This window comes from Nocardiopsis sp. MT53, from assembly GCF_019598965.1.
GTDB lineage: Bacteria > Actinomycetota > Actinomycetes > Streptosporangiales > Streptosporangiaceae > Nocardiopsis > Nocardiopsis changdeensis.
On the sequence record NZ_CP080599.1, the window covers coordinates 7,007,255 to 7,024,052 of the forward strand.

Here is a 16,798-nt window from a genome sequence, read left to right on the forward strand (position 1 = left end):
ATCGGTAGGCGGGGGCCGCGGTGTGGACTGTGGACGGCAGAGAGACCGAGAGAGACCGACCGCCGAGGAGGCGTCCCATGTCCGTGGTGAGAACGGTGTTGCGTCTGGTGTTCGCCGTCGAGGTGCTGATCGGGCTGGGCCTGCTCGGCGGGTACCTGTGGCTGGGGCTGAACGCCCCGGCCGGCGGGTTCCCCAGCCCCTGGGAGTCGTACCTGGGGATGGCGATCGGCGGCGGCGTCGTGCTGCTGACGTCGCTCTTCACGCTGAGGATCGAGTCGTCGCTCCGGGGCCTGGGCGGCGCGAAGGCGATGGCGGGCGCCCCGATCGCGGTCGGCACCGTCACCGACTGGCGGCGCACCGGGCTGACCGTCAACGACGCCCCGCAGATCGCCGTCACCCTGGACGTGGAGACCCCGGAGGGGCACCGGTTCACCGCCGTGGCCAAGGAACTGCTCGACCCGGCCGAGGTGGGCCTGCTGGAGCCGGGCGTCCTGCTGCCGGTGCGCTACCGCCCCGACCGCCCGGGCGTGGTCGCCATCGACCGCAGCGGCGACCAGGCGGCGGCGCAGGCGGCCTTCGACGCGGTGATGCTGCGGGCGGGGCTGACCACTCCGCGGGCGCTGGAGATCGCCGCGCACGGGATCCCCGCTCAGGGCGTCATCACCGAGGTCCGCCCGACCGGGAACCTGGTCAACGGTAACCCGGAGATGGACGTGGAGGTCGCGGTGACCCGCCCCGACGGCGGCGTCTTCCACACCCGCACGGTCAAGCGGCTGCCCGCCCGCCTGTCGACGTCCCTCCAGGTCGGCCGGGTGGTCACCGTCCACTACCTGCCGGGCCAGGAGGACGAGATCACCATCCAGACCCCCGCCAACCCCGGCGTCCACTGATCCGGTGCCGGAGGCGGCCGCCCCTCCGCGTTCCCCGCGGGGAGGCGCCTTCGGTACGCTGTTCCGTCGCCGGACGGAACACGGGCGAGGAACACGAGGGCCGCGGGAGGGCGCATGTCGGTCGGAGAGCGGCTCCGGGTCCCCATCGGGGCCGCACCGGGGTGGTCGACCGCCCCGGACGCCCGGCGGGTCCTGGTGGTGGCGCACACGGTCACCGCGCTGACCCGCCTTCTCGACATCATCCCGCTCCTGGAATCCGACCCCCGGGTGCAGCTCGTCTTCACCCGGGCGCGAACCTCGAACTTCCGCGAGGGGGTCACCGAATTCCTCGCCGACATCGGCGCGGCGGTGGCCCCCTGGGAACAGGCGGTGGAAGAGGAATTCGACCTCGCCGTCTCGGCCAGCTACGGGGACGATCTGCACCTGATCAAGGCCCCGATGGTCGTCTTCTCCCACGGGGCCGGTTATAATAAGCTGATGAAGCCGGAAAGCCGGAAAGCCGGAAAGCCGGAAAGCCGGAAAGCCGGAAAGCCGGAAAGCCGGAAAGCCGGAAAGCCGGAAAGCCGGAAAGCCGGAATCCGACCGGGCCTTTCCCGCGGATTCCGATCCCGATTCCATTCCCGGCCCCGACGCCGTCTTCGGCCTCTCCCGTGAGACCCTCCTGCGCGACGGCGCCCTCATCCCCCGGACGCTCGTCCTCTCCCACACCGAGCAGCGCGACCGCCTCGCCGCCGCCTGCCCCGAGGCCCTGGACTCCGCCGTCGTCGCGGGCGACCCGACCTACGACCGCATCCTCGCCGGGCTCCCCTGGCGCGCCCGCTACCGCGACCACCTGGAGACCGGCGGCCGCCGCCTGGTCCTGATCAGCTCCACCTGGGGTCCCACCTCCCTCCTCGGCGCCCGGCCCGACCTGCCCCTGCGCCTGCTGGAGGAACTTCCGGTCGACGAGTACCGCGTCGCCCTGGCCCTGCACCCCAACGTCTGGCACGGCCACGGCCCCTGGCAGGTGCGCGCCTGGCTGGCCGACGCCGAACGGGCGGGGCTGCGCGTCCTGCCTCCCCGCAGCGGCTGGCAGGCCGCCCTCGTGGCGGCCGACCACGTCATCGGCGACCACGGGTCGGTGACGTTCTACGGCGCCGCGCTGGGGACCCACACCGTGCTCGGCGCCTTCCCCGACCACGAACTGGCGACCTCCTCCCCCATCGCCCGGTTCGGCCGCGCGGCGACCCGGCTCGACCCGGACGCGCCCCTGCTCCCCCAGCTGGCCGCGGACGCCGCCCGGCACACCCCGGACCGGTTCGCCGCCACCACGCGCCTGCTGACCTCGGTCCCGGGCGGGTCGGCGGCGGTGCTGCGGTCCGCCTTCTACAAGATCCTGGACCTGGCCGAACCGGACCGGCCGGTGCGCGTCGTCCCGCCCGAGCCGCCGGCCGCGTACCGGCGGGGGTGGCCCGACACCGCGGGCGTCCCGCCGCTGATCGCCACGGCCGAGCCCGACCCCGCCGACCCGACCGCCGTCCGGGTGACCCGGCGCCCGGCGGAGCCCGTCGCCGCCGGGCGGCTGTCGCTGCGCCGCCCGCACACGGTCGTGCACGCCGACGAGCCCCAGACGCGGTGGCGCGACGCCGCCGACGCGGTGCTGTGCGGGCCCGCGCCCGGCGACCCGTGGCGGCGGCTCGCCGACGCCCTGGCCGCCCTGCCCGGCACTCGGCTGGCCGCCGAGGCCGACGGGGACGCCTGCCTGGTGCTGGACCGCGACGGCGTCCGCCACCGGTTGGTCCCGCGCGGCGCCGCCGCCCCGGACCCGACCGCGTACGCGTCGGCGTTCCTGCGGCTGCGCCGCACCGTCGCCGAACCGGACGGCCTGGTGTGCACCGTGAGGATCGGCGACCGGGCGGTCCGCGTCGGGGTGGAGCGCTTGGGGCCCTGATCGGCCCCGACCGGTCAGCCCGGTTCGGTGATCCGGGACCGCACCCGCGCCACCAGGTGGCGGGCCCCGGCCCGGGAATAGTGCTCCAGCGCGGTCTCCAGCGCCGCCCGCGCGGCGGCGGGGTCCGTCGGCTCCAGGGCGTCGGCGCGCTTGACGTACATGTCGCCGGTCCGGCGGTCGTCGCCGAGCCGGGTGTGCAGTTCGGCCGCGACGTCCCACTGCTCCAGCGCCCGTTCCCGGTCGCCGCACGCCAGCAGCAGGTCGCCCAGGGCGGCGCCGACCCGCGCCCGGTTGTGCAGGTCGTCGGGGCGCTTGAGGAGCACCAGGTCGCGGGCCCGGACCAGCAGACCGCGGGCGGCGTCGCGGTCCCCCTGCTCCAGGCGGACCTGGGCGAGCTTGCGGGAGGCGTTGAGCACGGCACGCGGGTCGAGCGGCTCGGCGGCCTCGGCGACGGCCAGCGCCTCCGCGAACCGTTCGGCGGCCGGCTCCGGACGCCCCTCCTCCCGCTCCACGTCGCCGACGGCCTCCAGGGCGGTGAGCAGCACCGGCGGCTGTACCGGCTCGGCCTCCCGGGCCAGCTCCAGGGCGAGTTCGGCGTCCTCGCGCGCCTGTTCCAGGGAGCCGTCGCGCCGGTAGGCGATGGAACGCTGCACGCACAGGCGGGACAGCCGGGCGGGCGACAGGCGGTGGGCGCCCAGGGCGTGCCGGAGCACCTCGGTGTGGGTGTCGACCACGTCCGCGAAGAGGCCCGAGGTGAACCAGTACGCCCACAGGTGCTCGCACAGCTCGGCGGCCCGCCGGTGCTCGCCGCGCACCGCCGCGTGCATGACGGCGGCGCGCAGGGCCGCCCGGTCGGGGGCCAGGGCCAGGCGGGCCGCCCCGCCGTCCTCGAAGCGGGGGCCCGCCGTGTCGGGGAACGCCGAGTCGTGGTCGAGGTCGGCCTGGAGCCAGCGGCCGGGCAGCAGCGCCCGGTGAGCGGCCGCGGCGAGCCCGAAGTAGTACTCCAGGACCCGTCCGAACACGGCGGCCCGGTCGTGGGCCGACGCCCCCAGCTCGCGCTGGGCGCGGGCGGTCCGGAACCGGTACCTGCCCCCCGGTACGGCGGTGAGCACGTCCCCCTCCACCAGGGCCGCCAGCAGGGCTCCGGCGTCCTCGCCGGGGAGGACGCGGGCGGCCACCCCCGCCCCGAAGTCGGTCTCGGGGTGGCAGGACAGCGCCACGGCCGCCGCGTGCACCGGCGCGGGCAGGCCCGCGCCCTCGCCGTCCCCGTCCCGCGGCCCGGCCGGGGCGGGGACGATGAGGCTCCGGTGCACGGCGGCCAGGGCGCCGTCGGCCCGGCGGCGCAGCCGCCGGATGTTGCGGCCCACCTGGAGCAGCAGGTGCGGGCTGCCTCCGGTGTAGCCGGCCAGGTCCTCGACCAGGCGGCGGTCCTCGTCGGTCTCCGGCTCCACCCCGGCCTTGGCGCACAGCAGCTCCACCGCGTGCTCGGCCGGCAGGGCGCCGATGCCGATCCACTCGTCCTGCACGTGCGGCAGCACCTCGTCGAACTCGAAGTCGTGGGCGGTCGCCACGACCGTGAGGCTGCCGGGGGCGGTGGACACGAAGGGCAGGACGTCGTTGACCCCGGCCGGGGAGTCGACCAGGACGGCGACGGCGCCCCGGCCGGTGAACTCCCCCTGGAGGCGGTCGCGCCGCCTGCGCTGCCCGGCGGGGATCTCCTCGACCCCCATCCGCCGCAGGATCTCGCTGACGGACTCGGCCACCCCGTCTCGTTCGACGTCGGCGAAGAAGTAACCGCCGGAGAAGCGCCGCGGGTCCCGGACGAAGACCTCGTGCAGGACCTTGAGCCCGAACGCGGTGGCCCCGCTGCCGCGCGGGGTCGCCTGGACGACGAGCACGCGGGCGTGCGGGCCCCCGTCCAGGGCGAAGTCCCGGGCCCGCTCCAGCTCCCCGTCTCGGTTGACGAACAGGGGCGGGGCGGGGACGGCGTAGAGCGGCGCGCCGCCGCCCTGCGGCCCGACCATGTTCACGGTGATGTCGCGCCCCATCATGGTGGTCCCGCCGCTGACGTCGCCGACGCTGTTCTCGGTGCGGGCGGGTTCGGGCCGTTCGTCGCTCAAGGTGCCACCTCACGGGTGTCGCGCTGCCGGGGTAGGGGCAGCCTACCGATCCGGTCCCGCACGGTCCCGCGTCCGCCCTGGAGGGTGACCGTTCTCGGCCGGGGTCCCGGCCGGGGCCGCGACACTGGCAGCGGGGCCGGCGGTGCCCTAGCCTGTGCGCGGCAGCATCCGCCCCCGTAAGAACCGTGGTGAGCATGAACGACGTCAAGCCCCGTCCCCTCGGCGACTCCGATCTGTACGTCTCCCGGCTGTGCCTGGGCGGGAACGTGTTCGGGTGGACCGCGGACGAGTCGGCCTCCTTCCGTGTCCTGGACGACTACGTCGCGGGCGGCGGCACCTTCGTGGACACCGCCGACTCCTACTCCGCCTGGGCCCCGGGACACCGGGGCGGGGAGTCCGAGACCCTCATCGGGCGCTGGCTGGCCGACCGGGGCCGCCCCGAGGACCTGGTGCTGGCCACCAAGGTGAGCAGGCACCCGGAGTTCCCGGGCCTGTCCGCGGGCAACGTCCGCGCCGCCGCCGACGCCTCGCTCGAACGGCTGGGCGTGGACGCCATCGACCTGTACTACGCGCACTTCGACGACCCCGACACCCCGCTGGAGGAGAGCGCCCGCGCCTTCTCCGAGCTGGTGGACGCGGGCAAGGTGCGCTACATCGGCCTGTCCAACCACACACCCGACCGCATCCGCGCCTGGCTGGACATCTGCGCGGACCAGGGCCTGCACGCGCCGGTCTGCGTCCAGCCGCACTACAACCTGGTGGAGCGGGGCGTGGAGGACGCGCTGGTGCCCCTGGCGCGGGAGCGCAGGCTGAGCCTGCTGCCGTACTTCGGGCTGGCGCGCGGCTTCCTCACCGGGAAGTACCGGCCGGGCGGCCCGAGCGTGGACAGCCCGCGCGCGGGTTCGGCCGGAGCGCTGCTGGAGGACGAGCGGGCGCTGCGCGTCCTCGACGCCCTGGACACGGTCGCCGGGCGGCTGGGCGTCCCGCAGGCCGCCGTGGCGCTGGCCTGGCTGGCCGACCGGCCGACGGTGTCCTCGGTGCTGGCCAGCGCCCGCGGCCCCGAGCAGCTGGCCGACCTGCTGCCGGTCAACACGCTGGTCCTGGACGCCGAGTCCGCCGACCTGCTGACCGAGGCGTCCGCCCCCTGACCCCGCGGACGGGCACCCGGGTACCGGCTGCAACCACTCCGGTCCCGGGTGCATCACACGTCCCATGAGCAACGGCATCACCGGACCCCTCACCGAAGAGCAGCAGCGCGAGTACGTCGAGGACGGGCTCCCCGACCTGGAGGACATATTCCAGGGCTACCCCTCCTACGATCCGTTCGGGCGCGTCGAGGCGGCGGCCTCCGGGCTGCTCGCCGACCTGTCGGCGGAGCGTCCCGTCGTGGTCTCCCTGCTGTCCACCCTGTCGGTCGTCTACTGGGCCGCGACGGTCGAGGGCAACGACGATCGGCAGTGGGCGGACATCCGGACGATGCGCACCGAGGTGCACCGGGCGTTCTCCGAGGCCGTGCGCCTGCTGGCCCCGCTCGCCGAGGAGCCCTGCGGGCACGGCCGGCACCCGGCCGAGGACGGGTTCGGTCCCGACGACTTCGAGTCCCTCGCCCTGCAGCTGCGGGACGTGGACGGCGTGCTGGAGTACGAGGGCTTCGACCGGGAGGACCCGGAGGAGCTCGCGGAGGCGGAGGAGTCGCACGGGCGGCTGTCCCAGGAGTGGGGCTGCGCCCACAACCTCCTGCTCCTGGCCCGGCAGGGCCGGAGGGAGATCTCCGCCTCCCTGGACGAGATCCCCGCACCCGCCTCAGCGGAGGTCGCCGAGTAGTTCCCGGACCAGCTCCCCCACCCGGTCCACCGCGAGCAGGAACCCGTCGTGCCCGTGGGGGGAGGAGATCACCCGCGCCCGCCCCGGCACCGGCAGGTGCCGGGCGATCTCCTCCTGCCGGGCGAGCGGGTACAGGTGGTCGGTGTCCACTCCCGCGACGATGGTGCGTTCGGGCATGTCCTTGAGAGCGCGTTCGACCCCTCCCCGGCCCCGTCCGACGTCGTGGCCGTTCATGGCCTCGGTCAGCACCACGTAGCTGGCCGCGTCGAACCGCCGGGCCAGCTTCCACGCCTGGTGGTCGAGGTAGGACTCCACCGCGAACCGGCCCCCGCGCCCCGGCTCCTCCCCGTCCTGGGGCCGGCGGCCGAACCGGGTGTCGAGCTCGCCCGGCCCCCGGTAGGTGACGTGGGCGATGCGCCGGGCCACCCCGAGCCCGTCGACCGGGGCGCGGCCGGTGAGGTGGTAGTCGCCGCCCGACCAGTCCGGGTCCGCGCGCACGGCGTGCAGCTGGGGCGAGGTCCATGCGATCTGCCAGGCGGTGGCGGCCACCGGGCAGGCCAGGACCAGTGCCCGGTCCACCCGGTCGGGGAGGGTGAGCGCCCATTCCAGCGCGCGCATCCCGCCCATGGATCCGCCGACGACCGCGGCCCAGCGCTCGACCCCCAGCGCGTCGGCGACCGCGGCCTCCGCGCGGACGGTGTCGCGCAGGGTGATGTGCGGGAACCGGCTCCCCCAGGGCCTCCGGTCGGGCGCGGTGGAGGAGGGCCCGGTACTGCCCTGGCAGCCGCCGAGGATGTTGGGGGCCACCACCAGGAACCGGTCGGTGTCCAGGGCCAGGCCCGGGCCGACCAGTCCGTCCCACCAGCCCGGCTCGGGGTGCCCGGGCCCGGCGGGGCCCGCGACGTGGGAGTCGCCGGTGAGCGCGTGCAGGACCAGGACGGCGTTGTCGCGGCGCGCGTTGGGCCGCCCCCAGGTCTGGTAGGCGATGCGCACCCCGGGCAGGGCCTCCCCCGATTCGAGTTCCAGGGGCGCGGGCAGGTGCACCCAGCGGCGCCCGCCGACCGGGTCGCCGTCCCGCCATCCTCCGGCCGGACCCTCCCTGAGGGGGCCGGACCACCGGGCGGCGGGACGGCCGGGAGCGGAGGTCACCGCAGCGCCCGCGCCGCCCGGAAACCGAGCTCCAGGTCGGCCTTGAGGTCGTCGGCGTCCTCCAGTCCGACGGCGAGGCGGACCAGGCCGGGGGTGACGCCCGCGCTCAGCTGTTCCTCGGGGGTGAGCTGGCTGTGGGTGGTGCTGGCGGGGTGGACGATGAGGCTGCGCACGTCGCCGATGTTCACGAGCTGGCTGAACAGCTCGGTGCCGTCGACGAACGCCTTGCCCGCGTCCACGCCGCCGCGCAGGTCGAAGGAGACCACCGCGCCCGCGCCCCGGGGCAGGTACCGGGCGGCGAGCCCGTGGTGGGGGCTGGAGGGGAGGCCCGCGTAGTAGACCTTCTCGACCTCCTCCCGCTCCTCCAGCCAGGCGGCCAGGGCCAGGGCGTTGTCGACGTGGCGCTCCACGCGCAGGGAGAGCGTCTCGACGCCCTGGAGGATGAGGAACGCGTTGATCGGGGCGATGGCCGCGCCCGTGTCGCGGAGCAGCTGGACCCGGAGCTTGGCGGCGTAGGCGCCCGGGCCCAGCGCCTCCCAGTAGCGCAGCCCGTGATAGCTGGGGTCGGGCTCGTTGAATCCGGGGAAGCGCCCGGGGTCGGCCCCGAAGTCGAAGGTCCCCGCGTCCACGACCACGCCCGCGACGGTGGTGCCGTGCCCGCCCAGGTACTTGGTGGCCGAGTGCACGACGACGTCCGCGCCGTGCTCGGCGGGCCGCAGCAGGTAGGGCGTGGGCACGGTGTTGTCCACGACCAGGGGCACGCCCTCCCCGTGCGCGGCGTCGGCGACCGCTCGCACGTCCAGGACGTTGCCGCCGGGGTTGGCCAGCGTCTCGGCGAAGTAGAGCTTGGTGGCGGGCCGGGTGGCGGCCCGCCAGGCGTCGGTGTCGTCCTGGTCCCGGACGAAGTCCACCTCGATGCCGAGCTTGGGCAGCGTGTAGTGGAACAGGTTGTACGTGCCGCCGTAGAGCAGGGCGCTGGAGACGATGTGGTCCCCCGCCTGGACGAGGTTGAGGACGGCGGCGGTGACGGCCGCCGAGCCCGAGGCGAACGCGACGGCGGCGACGCCCCCCTCCAGGTCGGCCAGACGCTGTTCGAGCACCTCCTGGGTGGGGTTGCCGATGCGGGTGTAGATGTTGCCGGGCTCGGCGAGGCTGAACAGGTCGGCGCCGTGCCGCGTGTCCCGGAACGTGTACGAGGTCGTCTGGTAGATGGGCGTGGCCCGGGCGTTGGTGGCGGTGTCGGGGGCCGCTCCGGCGTGGATCTGCCGGGTCTCGAAGGACCACCGGTGTTCGGGGACGGTCATCGGCGCACCTGTTCCTTTAATCCAGATAGGAAAAGTAGGGAATTGATCGCAGCGTAACACCGCGACCACCCTGACACCAGGCCTCCGACGGAATCCCTTACCGGACACCGGACACATCGTCACTTAGGGTTATGGGGTCATTACATTCTCGCCCGGGGGACGCACACGATGACCACCGACCTTCCCGACGACGGCGACCGCTCGTTCGACGAGTTCCTGGCCCGGTTCCTGGGCTCCTCGCGCGGCCAGGTGCGCCGCGTGGACCTGTCCAAGCTGATGAGCCCGGAGGCCCGCCAGGTCGCCGACGCCTCCGTCCGCCGCGCCCTGGAGAACGGCAGCGCCGACGTGGACAGCGTCCACCTGCTCTGGGCCCTGTTGCGGTACCAGCCCACCCGCGACCTCGTCGAACGCACCGCGGGCGGCGCCGGCCGCCTGGAGGAGGTGATCGACCAGGCCGCCGCCCACGCTCCCAGGTCGGTGCGCGCCTCGGCCCTGCTCACCCCCTCCGCCAAGCGCGGCCTGCTGGACGCCTTCCAGATCGCCCGCGCCACCGGCAGCTCCAGCATCACGCCCGAGCACCTGTTGTTCGCGCTCGCCGTCAACCCCGACAGCGCCGTCGGGCGGCTGCTGCGCGACTCCGGGGTCACCCCGCAGAGCCTCCAGCGGGCCGCGGGCCCGGCCCCCGCCGCGGCGGAACAGGCCGAGGGGGAGCCGTCCGCCACGCCCACCCTCGACGAGTTCGGCACCGACATGACCGGGCTCGCCCGCGAGGGCCGCCTGGACCCGGTCGTGGGCCGCGACGACGAGGTCGACCAGTGCATCGAGGTGCTGGCCCGGCGCCGCAAGAACAACCCCGTCCTCATCGGCGACCCCGGCGTCGGCAAGACCGCCATCGTCGAGGGGATCGCCCAGCGCATCTCCGACGACGACGTGCCCGAGACGCTGCGCGGCCGCCGCCTGGTCCAGGTCGACCTGGCCGGGCTGGTCGCCGGGACGCGCTACCGGGGCGACTTCGAGGAGCGCCTCACCACGCTCATCGACGAGATCCGCGCCCAGTCCGACCGGCTGCTGGTCTTCATCGACGAGATCCACACCATCGTCGGCGCCGGGGCCGCCGAGGGGTCGATGAACGCCGGGAACATGCTCAAGCCCGCGCTGGCCCGCGGCGAGCTGCACATCATCGGCGCCACCACCGTCGACGAGTACCGCAAGAACATCGAGAAGGACGCCGCCCTGGAGCGCCGGTTCCAGCCGATCCTGGTGCCCGAGCCCTCGGTCGAGGACACCATCGAGATCCTGCGCGGCCTCCAGGACCGGTACGAGGCCCACCACCAGGTGCGCTTCAGCGACGAGAGCCTGGTGGCGGCCGCCGAGCTGTCCGACCGCTACGTCACCGACCGGTTCCTGCCCGACAAGGCCATCGACCTGGTCGACCAGGCGGGCGCCCGGGTCCGGCTGCGGCTCAGGACCTCCAGCTCCGCGCTGCGCGAGCTGGAGGAGCGGCTCGAGAACCTGGAGGAGCAGAAGGAGAAGGCCGTCCAGGACGAGGACTACGAGCGGGCTTCGGCGCTGCGCGACGAGATCAACGCCGCCCGGAGCTCCGTCCACCAGGCGCGCGGCACCGGATCGGCGGTGCCGGAGGTGACCGCCGCCGACATCGCCGAAGTGGTCTCGCGCAGCACCGGGATCCCCGTCGCCCGGCTCACGCAGGAGGAGCGCGAGCGCCTGGTCGGCCTGGAGGAGGTGCTGCACGAGCGGGTGATCGGCCAGGACGAGGCGGTCACCGCGGTGTCGGAGGCCATCCGCCGCTCCCGTGCCGGGCTGGGCGACCCCGACCGGCCGGTGGGCAGCTTCCTGTTCCTGGGCCCGACCGGGGTCGGCAAGACGGAGCTGGCCAAGGCGCTGGCGGTGGCGCTGTTCGGGTCCGAGGACGCGCTGGTGCGGATCGACATGAGCGAGTTCCAGGAGCGGCACACCACCAGCCGCCTGACCGGCGCCCCGCCCGGGTTCGTCGGGTACGAGGAGGCGGGCCAGCTGACCGAGGCGGTGCGCCGCCACCCGTACTCGGTGCTGCTGCTGGACGAGGTCGAGAAGGCCCACCCCGACGTGTTCAACCTGCTGCTGCAGCTGCTCGACGACGGGCGCCTCACCGACGGGCAGGGGCGGACGGTGGACTTCCGCAACACGGTGGTGATCATGACCAGCAACCTGGGGTCGGAGGCGATCACCGGCGGGGCCCCGATGGGGTTCACGAGCGACGGGCAGATGGACCCCGACACCGAGCAGCGGGTGATGCGGCGGCTGCGGGAGGAGTTCCGGCCCGAGTTCATCAACCGGATCGACGAGATCGTGGTCTTCCGGCAGTTGGACCGCGAGGAGCTGGACCGCATCACCCGGCTGATGCTGGCCGAGACCGAACGGCGGCTCAAGGCCCAGGGGATCACGATCCGCTTCACCGACGAGGCGGTGGGGTGGCTGTCCCGGCAGGGGTACCAGCCCGCGTACGGGGCGCGGCCGCTGGCCCGCACCATCCAGCGCAACGTGGGCAACCGGCTGTCGCGGATGGTGCTGGACGGGCAGCTCGTCGAGGGCGACGACGTGGTCGTGGACGCGGACGGGGAGGACGGCCTGCGGATCTCCACCGCGTCCTCGGCCTGATCCGGTCCGGGCCCGGCGGCCCGGGCGCGCGGCCGTCCGGGCCGCGGCGGCGGGTCCGCCGGTGTCCGGAGGCCCCGGGGGCGGTGGGCGGGGCGCGTCCGCGCGGCGCGCCCCGCCCGCGTGCGGGGGTCAGGCGGAGGTGCCGCTCTCGCGGATGCGGTCCCTGATCCACTCCCCCGCCGGCTTGAGCGAGTCCCAGTCGCCCGAGGAGCACGACCCGGTCCGGAAGACCGCGCCGGAGCGGAAGTCGTCGGAGAAGTTCCAGTTGACCCAGCTGATCTGCTCCTGCTCCATCAGGTCGAGGTAGGCCTGGGCGGAGGCGAAGTCGTCGGGCCCGTCGCCCGTGTACTCCTGGGTGCCGAACTCGGTCACGAACAGCGGCAGCTCCCGCGCGGCGGCGCGGAGGCCCTCGCGGTGGTAGGACGTGTGCGAGGCCGCGTAGAAGTGGAAGACGTACATGATGTTGTCCGCGTCCACAGGGTCCGCGGTGATCTCCCGGTGGTCCCCGTTCTCGGAGAGGCCCAGCGAGGACCAGCCGCGGGTGCCCACCAGCACGACCGCCTCGGGGTCCCGGGCGCGGATGACCGGGATGACCTGCTCGGCGTAGCCCTTGATGGAGGACCACGGCACGCCGCTGGGCTCGTTGGCGATCTCGTACAGCACGTTGTCCTTGTCGGCGTGCACGTCGGCGATCTCGGCGAAGAAGGTGCGGGCGGCGTCGAGGTTGTGGTTGGGGTCCCCTGGGCTGAGCATGTGCCAGTCGACGATGACGTACATGCCGCGCTCGGTGGCCTCCCCGATGAGCTCGTGGACCCGGTCGGTGAAGCCGCGCGGGTCGGTCTCGTAGCCGCCCTCCTGGATGTACATGGACACGCGCAGCACGTCGGCGTTCCAGTCGTGGGCCAGGGTGTCCAGCGAGGCGTCGGTGAGGCAGTGGTCGAACCACTGGAGGCCGTGGGAGCTCATCCCGGTGAGCTGGACCCGCTGCCCGTTCTCGTCGCAGAGTTTGATGCCGCACACGCGCAGCCGCCCGTGTTCGCCCACCGGGGTGGCGGCGGCGTCCGCGGCGGCGGGGGCGGGGTCCGCGGCGGCCTGGCCGTGGACGGTGAACGCGGCGGTCGCGGCCAGGCCGAGGCCCAGGAGCGCGGACCCGGCGCGGGCGAGGCGCCCGGGGGCGGTGCGGGGCTTGCGGGCACGGCGGGACGAGGGGTGGGGCACGGCTTCCTCCGGCGGGGGGCGGCGGTCCGATGCGGCCGGGGCCGGGGCCGCACCGAACCGGAAGGAGTCCTTCCTGTCCGAAACCTAAGCCTCCGTCACGCTGGGGTCAATCCCCCTTACGGAACGGATTCGCCCCGGGCGACACCCTCCCCGCCGGGCACCGCCGTCACCGGCGGGAACGGCCCGGTCCGGCCCGCCCCCGGTTCAGGCCGGCTCGGGCTGGGGCTCCGGCGGGGGCGGCTCGGGGAAGGGGCCGGGGCCCGGCGGTTCGGGATCCGGCCCCGGCTCGGGCGGAGGCGGGGGCACGGGCATCGGCGAGGGCGGGAACGGGTCCGGCGGCATCGGCGGCTCCGGCGCCGGGTCGGGATAGCGCAGCCGGTGCGCGGACGGGCGCGGGCGGTGCTGTGAACGGGGCTGTCGGTTCGGGTGCACGGTGTGCATGTCTCCTCCGTGCTGTCGGGAGGACCGCGCGGCCGGGGCCGCCGCCCCGAAGCGGGCGGGGACCGCCGCCCGCCGTCCCCCACCGGTCGTGTCCCGGCTCGGAATCGTCGGTCGGAGGGATGTGTGTACACGGCTACCCGGGGCGACGTCGGGGAAACCCGCACGTGGCGGCGGGTGGGACGAACGTGTGCCCGCCTCGGGCCGCCCGGCGGCCCCGAAGGCGCCGCACACCGGCCGTCCACGGCCGCGGACGGCGGGCCCGGGGTCACCCTGCGCGAAAACCGAGGTCACGGACCCGCGGGCCATTGCCCGCGCCCGCCCGCCGGCGGTAACGTGCGCGGGTGGACTCCCCCCTGTACACCGGGCGCGCCCCTGTCAACCGCCCCGGCTCCCCCTTCCCCCGTCCCCCGGGCCGCCCCTGCGGCGGCCGCCCGTGACCGCCGGCCCGCTCCCCCGCTCCCGACTCCTCGCCTACGGGATCGGCTCCGTCGGCACCGGTGTCTTCTCGGCCCTGCCCGGCCTGCTGCTGCTCTACTACCTGACCGACGTGCTCGGCGTCGCCGCCGGGGCCGCCGGGCTCGTGCTGGTCCTGCCCAAGGTCTGGGACATGCTCGTCGACCCCGCCATCGGCGTGGCCAGCGACCGGGAGGCCGTGCGCACCGGCGGCCGCTCCCGGCTGATGCTCGCCGGGGCGCTCGCCCTCCCGCTGCTGTTCGCCGCCATGTTCGCGGCCCCCACGCAGTCGCCGGCCTGGTCGGCGCTGTGGGTGGGCGCGGCGTTCCTGCTGGCCACCACCGCGTTCAACCTCTTCCAGGTGCCCTACGTGGCGCTGCCCGCGGAGATCTCGCCGCGCCGCGACCAGCGGGCCCGCGCCATGTCCTGGCGGGTGGTGTGCCTGACCCTGGGCATCCTCGCCGCAGGCGGGCTCGCCCCCGTCGTCGTGGAGGCCGCGGGCGGCGGACGCCCCGGCCACCTGGCCATGGGCGCCGCCATCGGGGCGGTGCTGTGCGCGGCGCTGCTGGCCGCCACGCTGGGGACCCGGTGGATCCCCGGCCGTGCCGGTACCGGCACGCTCGGGCCCGTCGCCGCGTTCAGGGCGGCGCGCGGCAACAGGCCGTTCTTCGCGCTGGCCGCCGCGTTCTCCACCCAGTCCCTGGCGGTGTCGGTGATGCTGGCGGGCGCGCCCTACGTGGCCACCTACCGGCTGGGCGACTACGGGCTCACCTCCGCCATGTTCGTGTGCGTGGTGGGGCCGAGCCTGGTGGCCGTCCCGGCCTGGTCGGCGCTGGCCCGGCGGTTCGGCACGGTGAACTGCTACCTCGTGGCGCTGGTCGCGATGACCGCCACCACCGCCCTGCTGTTCCCGGCGGTGCTCGCCGAACACGCCGCCGCGGTGCTGGCGGTGACCGGGCTGGTGGGCCTCTTCTACACCGGCCTGCAGCTGCTGCCGCTGACCCTGCTGCCCGAGACCGTGCGCGAGGACGCCGGCCGCAGCGGGCAGGCCCAGGCGGGCACGTTCACCGGCCTGTGGACCGGCCTGGAGACGGGGGCGATGGCGCTGGGGCCGGGGCTGTTCTCGGCCGTGCTGGCCGCGACGGCGTTCCGCTCCTCGGACGTGGCGTCGGCCGTCGTCCAGCCCGGGAGCGCCCTGCTCGGCCTGAGCTGGGGGTTCACCCTGATGCCGGCCGCGCTGTTCCTGGTGAGCCTGGTGCCGCTGCTGGCCTTTCGGAAACTGACCGCCGTGGGAGAGAAAAGTGCTGCCTGAGAACGGACGCTCCACCGAGGACCTGCTCGCCGAACTGGCCCGCCTCAAGGAGGGCGACCTGCCGGTGCGGGAGGGCCGGGTCGCCGCCTACGTGTACGACCCCGGGCGGCCGCACGTGCGCGAGGCCGGGCACCGGGCCTACCTGGAGATGCTGGAGGTCAACGGCCTCGACCCGACGGCGTTCCCCAGCACCGTCGCCCTGGAGAAGCGGGTGGTGGGCGCGGTCGCGGCCGTCCTGGGCGGGGACGCGTCCACCCCGGGCGTCTTCACCAGCGGCGGGACCGAGTCCATCATGCTGGCGGTCAAGGCGGCCCGCGACACCGGGAGCGGGCGCGAGGTGGTGCTGCCGGTGACGGCGCACCCGGCGTTCCGCAAGGCCTGCCACTACCTGGGGCTGACGCCCGTCACGGTGCCGGTGGACCCCGGGACCCTGCGCGCGGTGCCGTCGGCGGTCGCCGACGCGATCGGGCCGGGCACCGCGCTGGTGGTGGCGTCGGCGCCGTCGTACCCGCACGGGGTGGTGGACCCGGTGCCGGAGATCGCGGCGCTCGCCGCCCGGCACGGGGTGCCCTGCCACGTGGACGCCTGCGTGGGCGGCTGGGTGCTGCCGTGGCTGGCGGACGCGCCGCCGTTCGACCTGTCCGTCCCCGGCGTCACCTCCCTCTCGTGCGACCTGCACAAGTACGGGTACGCGCCCAAGGGGGCCTCCGTCGTGCTGTTCGCCACGGAGGAACTGCGGCGGGCGGCGTACTACGCCAGCGCCGACTGGCCGGGGTACACGGTCATCAACTCCACCGTGCAGAGCAGCAAGGGCGCGGGTCCGCTGGCCGGGGCGTGGGCGACCCTGAACGCGCTGGGCGCGTCGGGGTACCGCGAGCTGGCCGCCGAGGCGATGGCCGCGGCCGCACGGCTGCGCGAGGGGGTCGCGGGGATCCCGGAGCTGCGGGTGCTGGGCGAGCCGGACGCGCCGCTGGTGGCGCTGGCCTCGGCCGACCCGGCGGTGGACGTGTTCGTCCTGGCCGACGAGGTCGCGAAGTCCGGGTGGTTCCTCCAGGCGCAGCTGTCGTACGCGGGCATCCCGCCCAACCTGCACCTGACGCTGACCGGGGTGTCGCTGGCGGGGGTGGACGCGCTGCTGGAGGTGCTGGCCGGGGCGGTCGCGGCGGTGGGCGGCCTGCGCCCCGACCTGCCCGGGGGCCTGGCCGGGACCGTGGAGGGCCTGGACCTGGAGGCGGTGGACGACCGCGCGTTCGTGGAGCTGCTGTCGGCGGTCGGCGTCACCCTGGGCGGCCCGGGCGGCTCCCCGACGGCGGCGGTGAACACGATCCTCGACGGGCTCGCGCCGGCCACCCGCGAGGCGCTGCTGGTCCGCTTCCTGTCGGCCCTCAACTCCCCGCACACCGATTGAGGGGTGCCTCTTCGGGTAGTCGCCCTCCCACATCCCCCGTCCCCCCGGTCCCCCAGTGGGGCACCGCGGACGGGGGACGGGGCGGAACCGG

General features: G+C 75.0%; 12 protein-coding genes. 8 read left to right on the forward strand and 4 right to left on the reverse strand.

Going from position 1 to position 16,798, the window contains the following annotated elements:
* Window positions 1–77: 77 nt before the first annotated feature.
* The 3 genes from K1J57_RS31235 (at window position 78) to K1J57_RS31245 (ending at window position 2,820) form a co-directional block, all read left to right on the forward strand.
* Window positions 78–890, forward strand: a complete 813-nt coding sequence (locus K1J57_RS31235) for a DUF3592 domain-containing protein (protein ID WP_220562263.1) — start codon at window positions 78–80, stop codon at window positions 888–890.
* Between the two features lie 114 nt (window positions 891–1,004).
* Window positions 1,005–1,544 (forward strand): hypothetical protein, encoded by a 540-nt coding sequence (locus K1J57_RS31240; RefSeq protein ID WP_220562264.1) that lies wholly within the window; start codon window positions 1,005–1,007, stop codon window positions 1,542–1,544.
* 352 nt (window positions 1,545–1,896) lie between these two features.
* Entirely contained in the window at window positions 1,897–2,820 is a 924-nt protein-coding gene (locus K1J57_RS31245; RefSeq protein WP_220562266.1) for a hypothetical protein, read from the forward strand.
* A 14-nt stretch (window positions 2,821–2,834) separates the two neighbouring features.
* Here the strand turns inward: K1J57_RS31245 and K1J57_RS31250 are convergent, their stop codons facing one another.
* The gene (locus K1J57_RS31250) at window positions 2,835–4,940 is read right to left on the reverse strand and encodes a tetratricopeptide repeat protein (protein WP_220562268.1); all 2,106 of its coding nucleotides are present in this window, start codon (window positions 4,938–4,940) and stop codon (window positions 2,835–2,837) included.
* A gap of 194 nt (window positions 4,941–5,134) precedes the next feature.
* On the opposite strand from K1J57_RS31250, the gene K1J57_RS31255 reads away from it, so the two are divergent.
* Complete coding sequence (locus K1J57_RS31255; RefSeq protein WP_220562269.1) at window positions 5,135–6,088, forward strand: aldo/keto reductase; 954 nt, start codon at window positions 5,135–5,137, stop codon at window positions 6,086–6,088.
* A 64-nt stretch (window positions 6,089–6,152) separates the two neighbouring features.
* Window positions 6,153–6,764 (forward strand): hypothetical protein, encoded by a 612-nt coding sequence (locus K1J57_RS31260; protein ID WP_220562270.1) that lies wholly within the window; start codon window positions 6,153–6,155, stop codon window positions 6,762–6,764.
* Here the strand turns inward: K1J57_RS31260 and K1J57_RS31265 are convergent.
* Together K1J57_RS31265 and K1J57_RS31270 are read right to left on the reverse strand one after the other, a co-directional pair.
* The gene (locus tag K1J57_RS31265; protein ID WP_220562271.1) at window positions 6,744–7,913 is read right to left on the reverse strand and encodes a homoserine O-acetyltransferase; all 1,170 of its coding nucleotides are present in this window, start codon (window positions 7,911–7,913) and stop codon (window positions 6,744–6,746) included. The two genes, K1J57_RS31260 and K1J57_RS31265, sit on opposite strands and share 21 nt — an antisense overlap.
* A complete protein-coding gene (locus K1J57_RS31270) occupies window positions 7,910–9,217 on the reverse strand; it encodes a bifunctional o-acetylhomoserine/o-acetylserine sulfhydrylase (RefSeq protein ID WP_220562273.1) in 1,308 nt (435 codons plus the stop codon). The genes K1J57_RS31265 and K1J57_RS31270 overlap by 4 nt, the downstream gene beginning before the upstream one ends.
* 168 nt (window positions 9,218–9,385) lie before the next feature.
* Between K1J57_RS31270 and K1J57_RS31275 the strand changes: the two genes are divergently transcribed.
* Window positions 9,386–11,875: an ATP-dependent Clp protease ATP-binding subunit gene (locus K1J57_RS31275; RefSeq protein WP_220562274.1), complete on the forward strand. Its 2,490-nt coding sequence runs from the start codon at window positions 9,386–9,388 to the stop codon at window positions 11,873–11,875.
* 129 nt (window positions 11,876–12,004) lie between these two features.
* On the opposite strand, the gene K1J57_RS31280 is transcribed toward K1J57_RS31275, so the two are convergent.
* Entirely contained in the window at window positions 12,005–13,093 is a 1,089-nt protein-coding gene (locus K1J57_RS31280) for a glycoside hydrolase family 5 protein (protein WP_220562275.1), read from the reverse strand.
* An 874-nt stretch (window positions 13,094–13,967) separates the two neighbouring features.
* Between K1J57_RS31280 and K1J57_RS31285 the strand changes: the two genes are divergently transcribed.
* A complete protein-coding gene (locus K1J57_RS31285; protein WP_255646739.1) occupies window positions 13,968–15,299 on the forward strand; it encodes an MFS transporter in 1,332 nt (443 codons plus the stop codon).
* Window positions 15,289–16,707, forward strand: a complete 1,419-nt coding sequence (locus K1J57_RS31290; protein ID WP_220562277.1) for an aspartate aminotransferase family protein — start codon at window positions 15,289–15,291, stop codon at window positions 16,705–16,707. Before K1J57_RS31285 ends, K1J57_RS31290 begins: the two co-directional genes overlap by 11 nt.
* The last annotated feature ends 91 nt before the right edge of the window (window positions 16,708–16,798 follow it).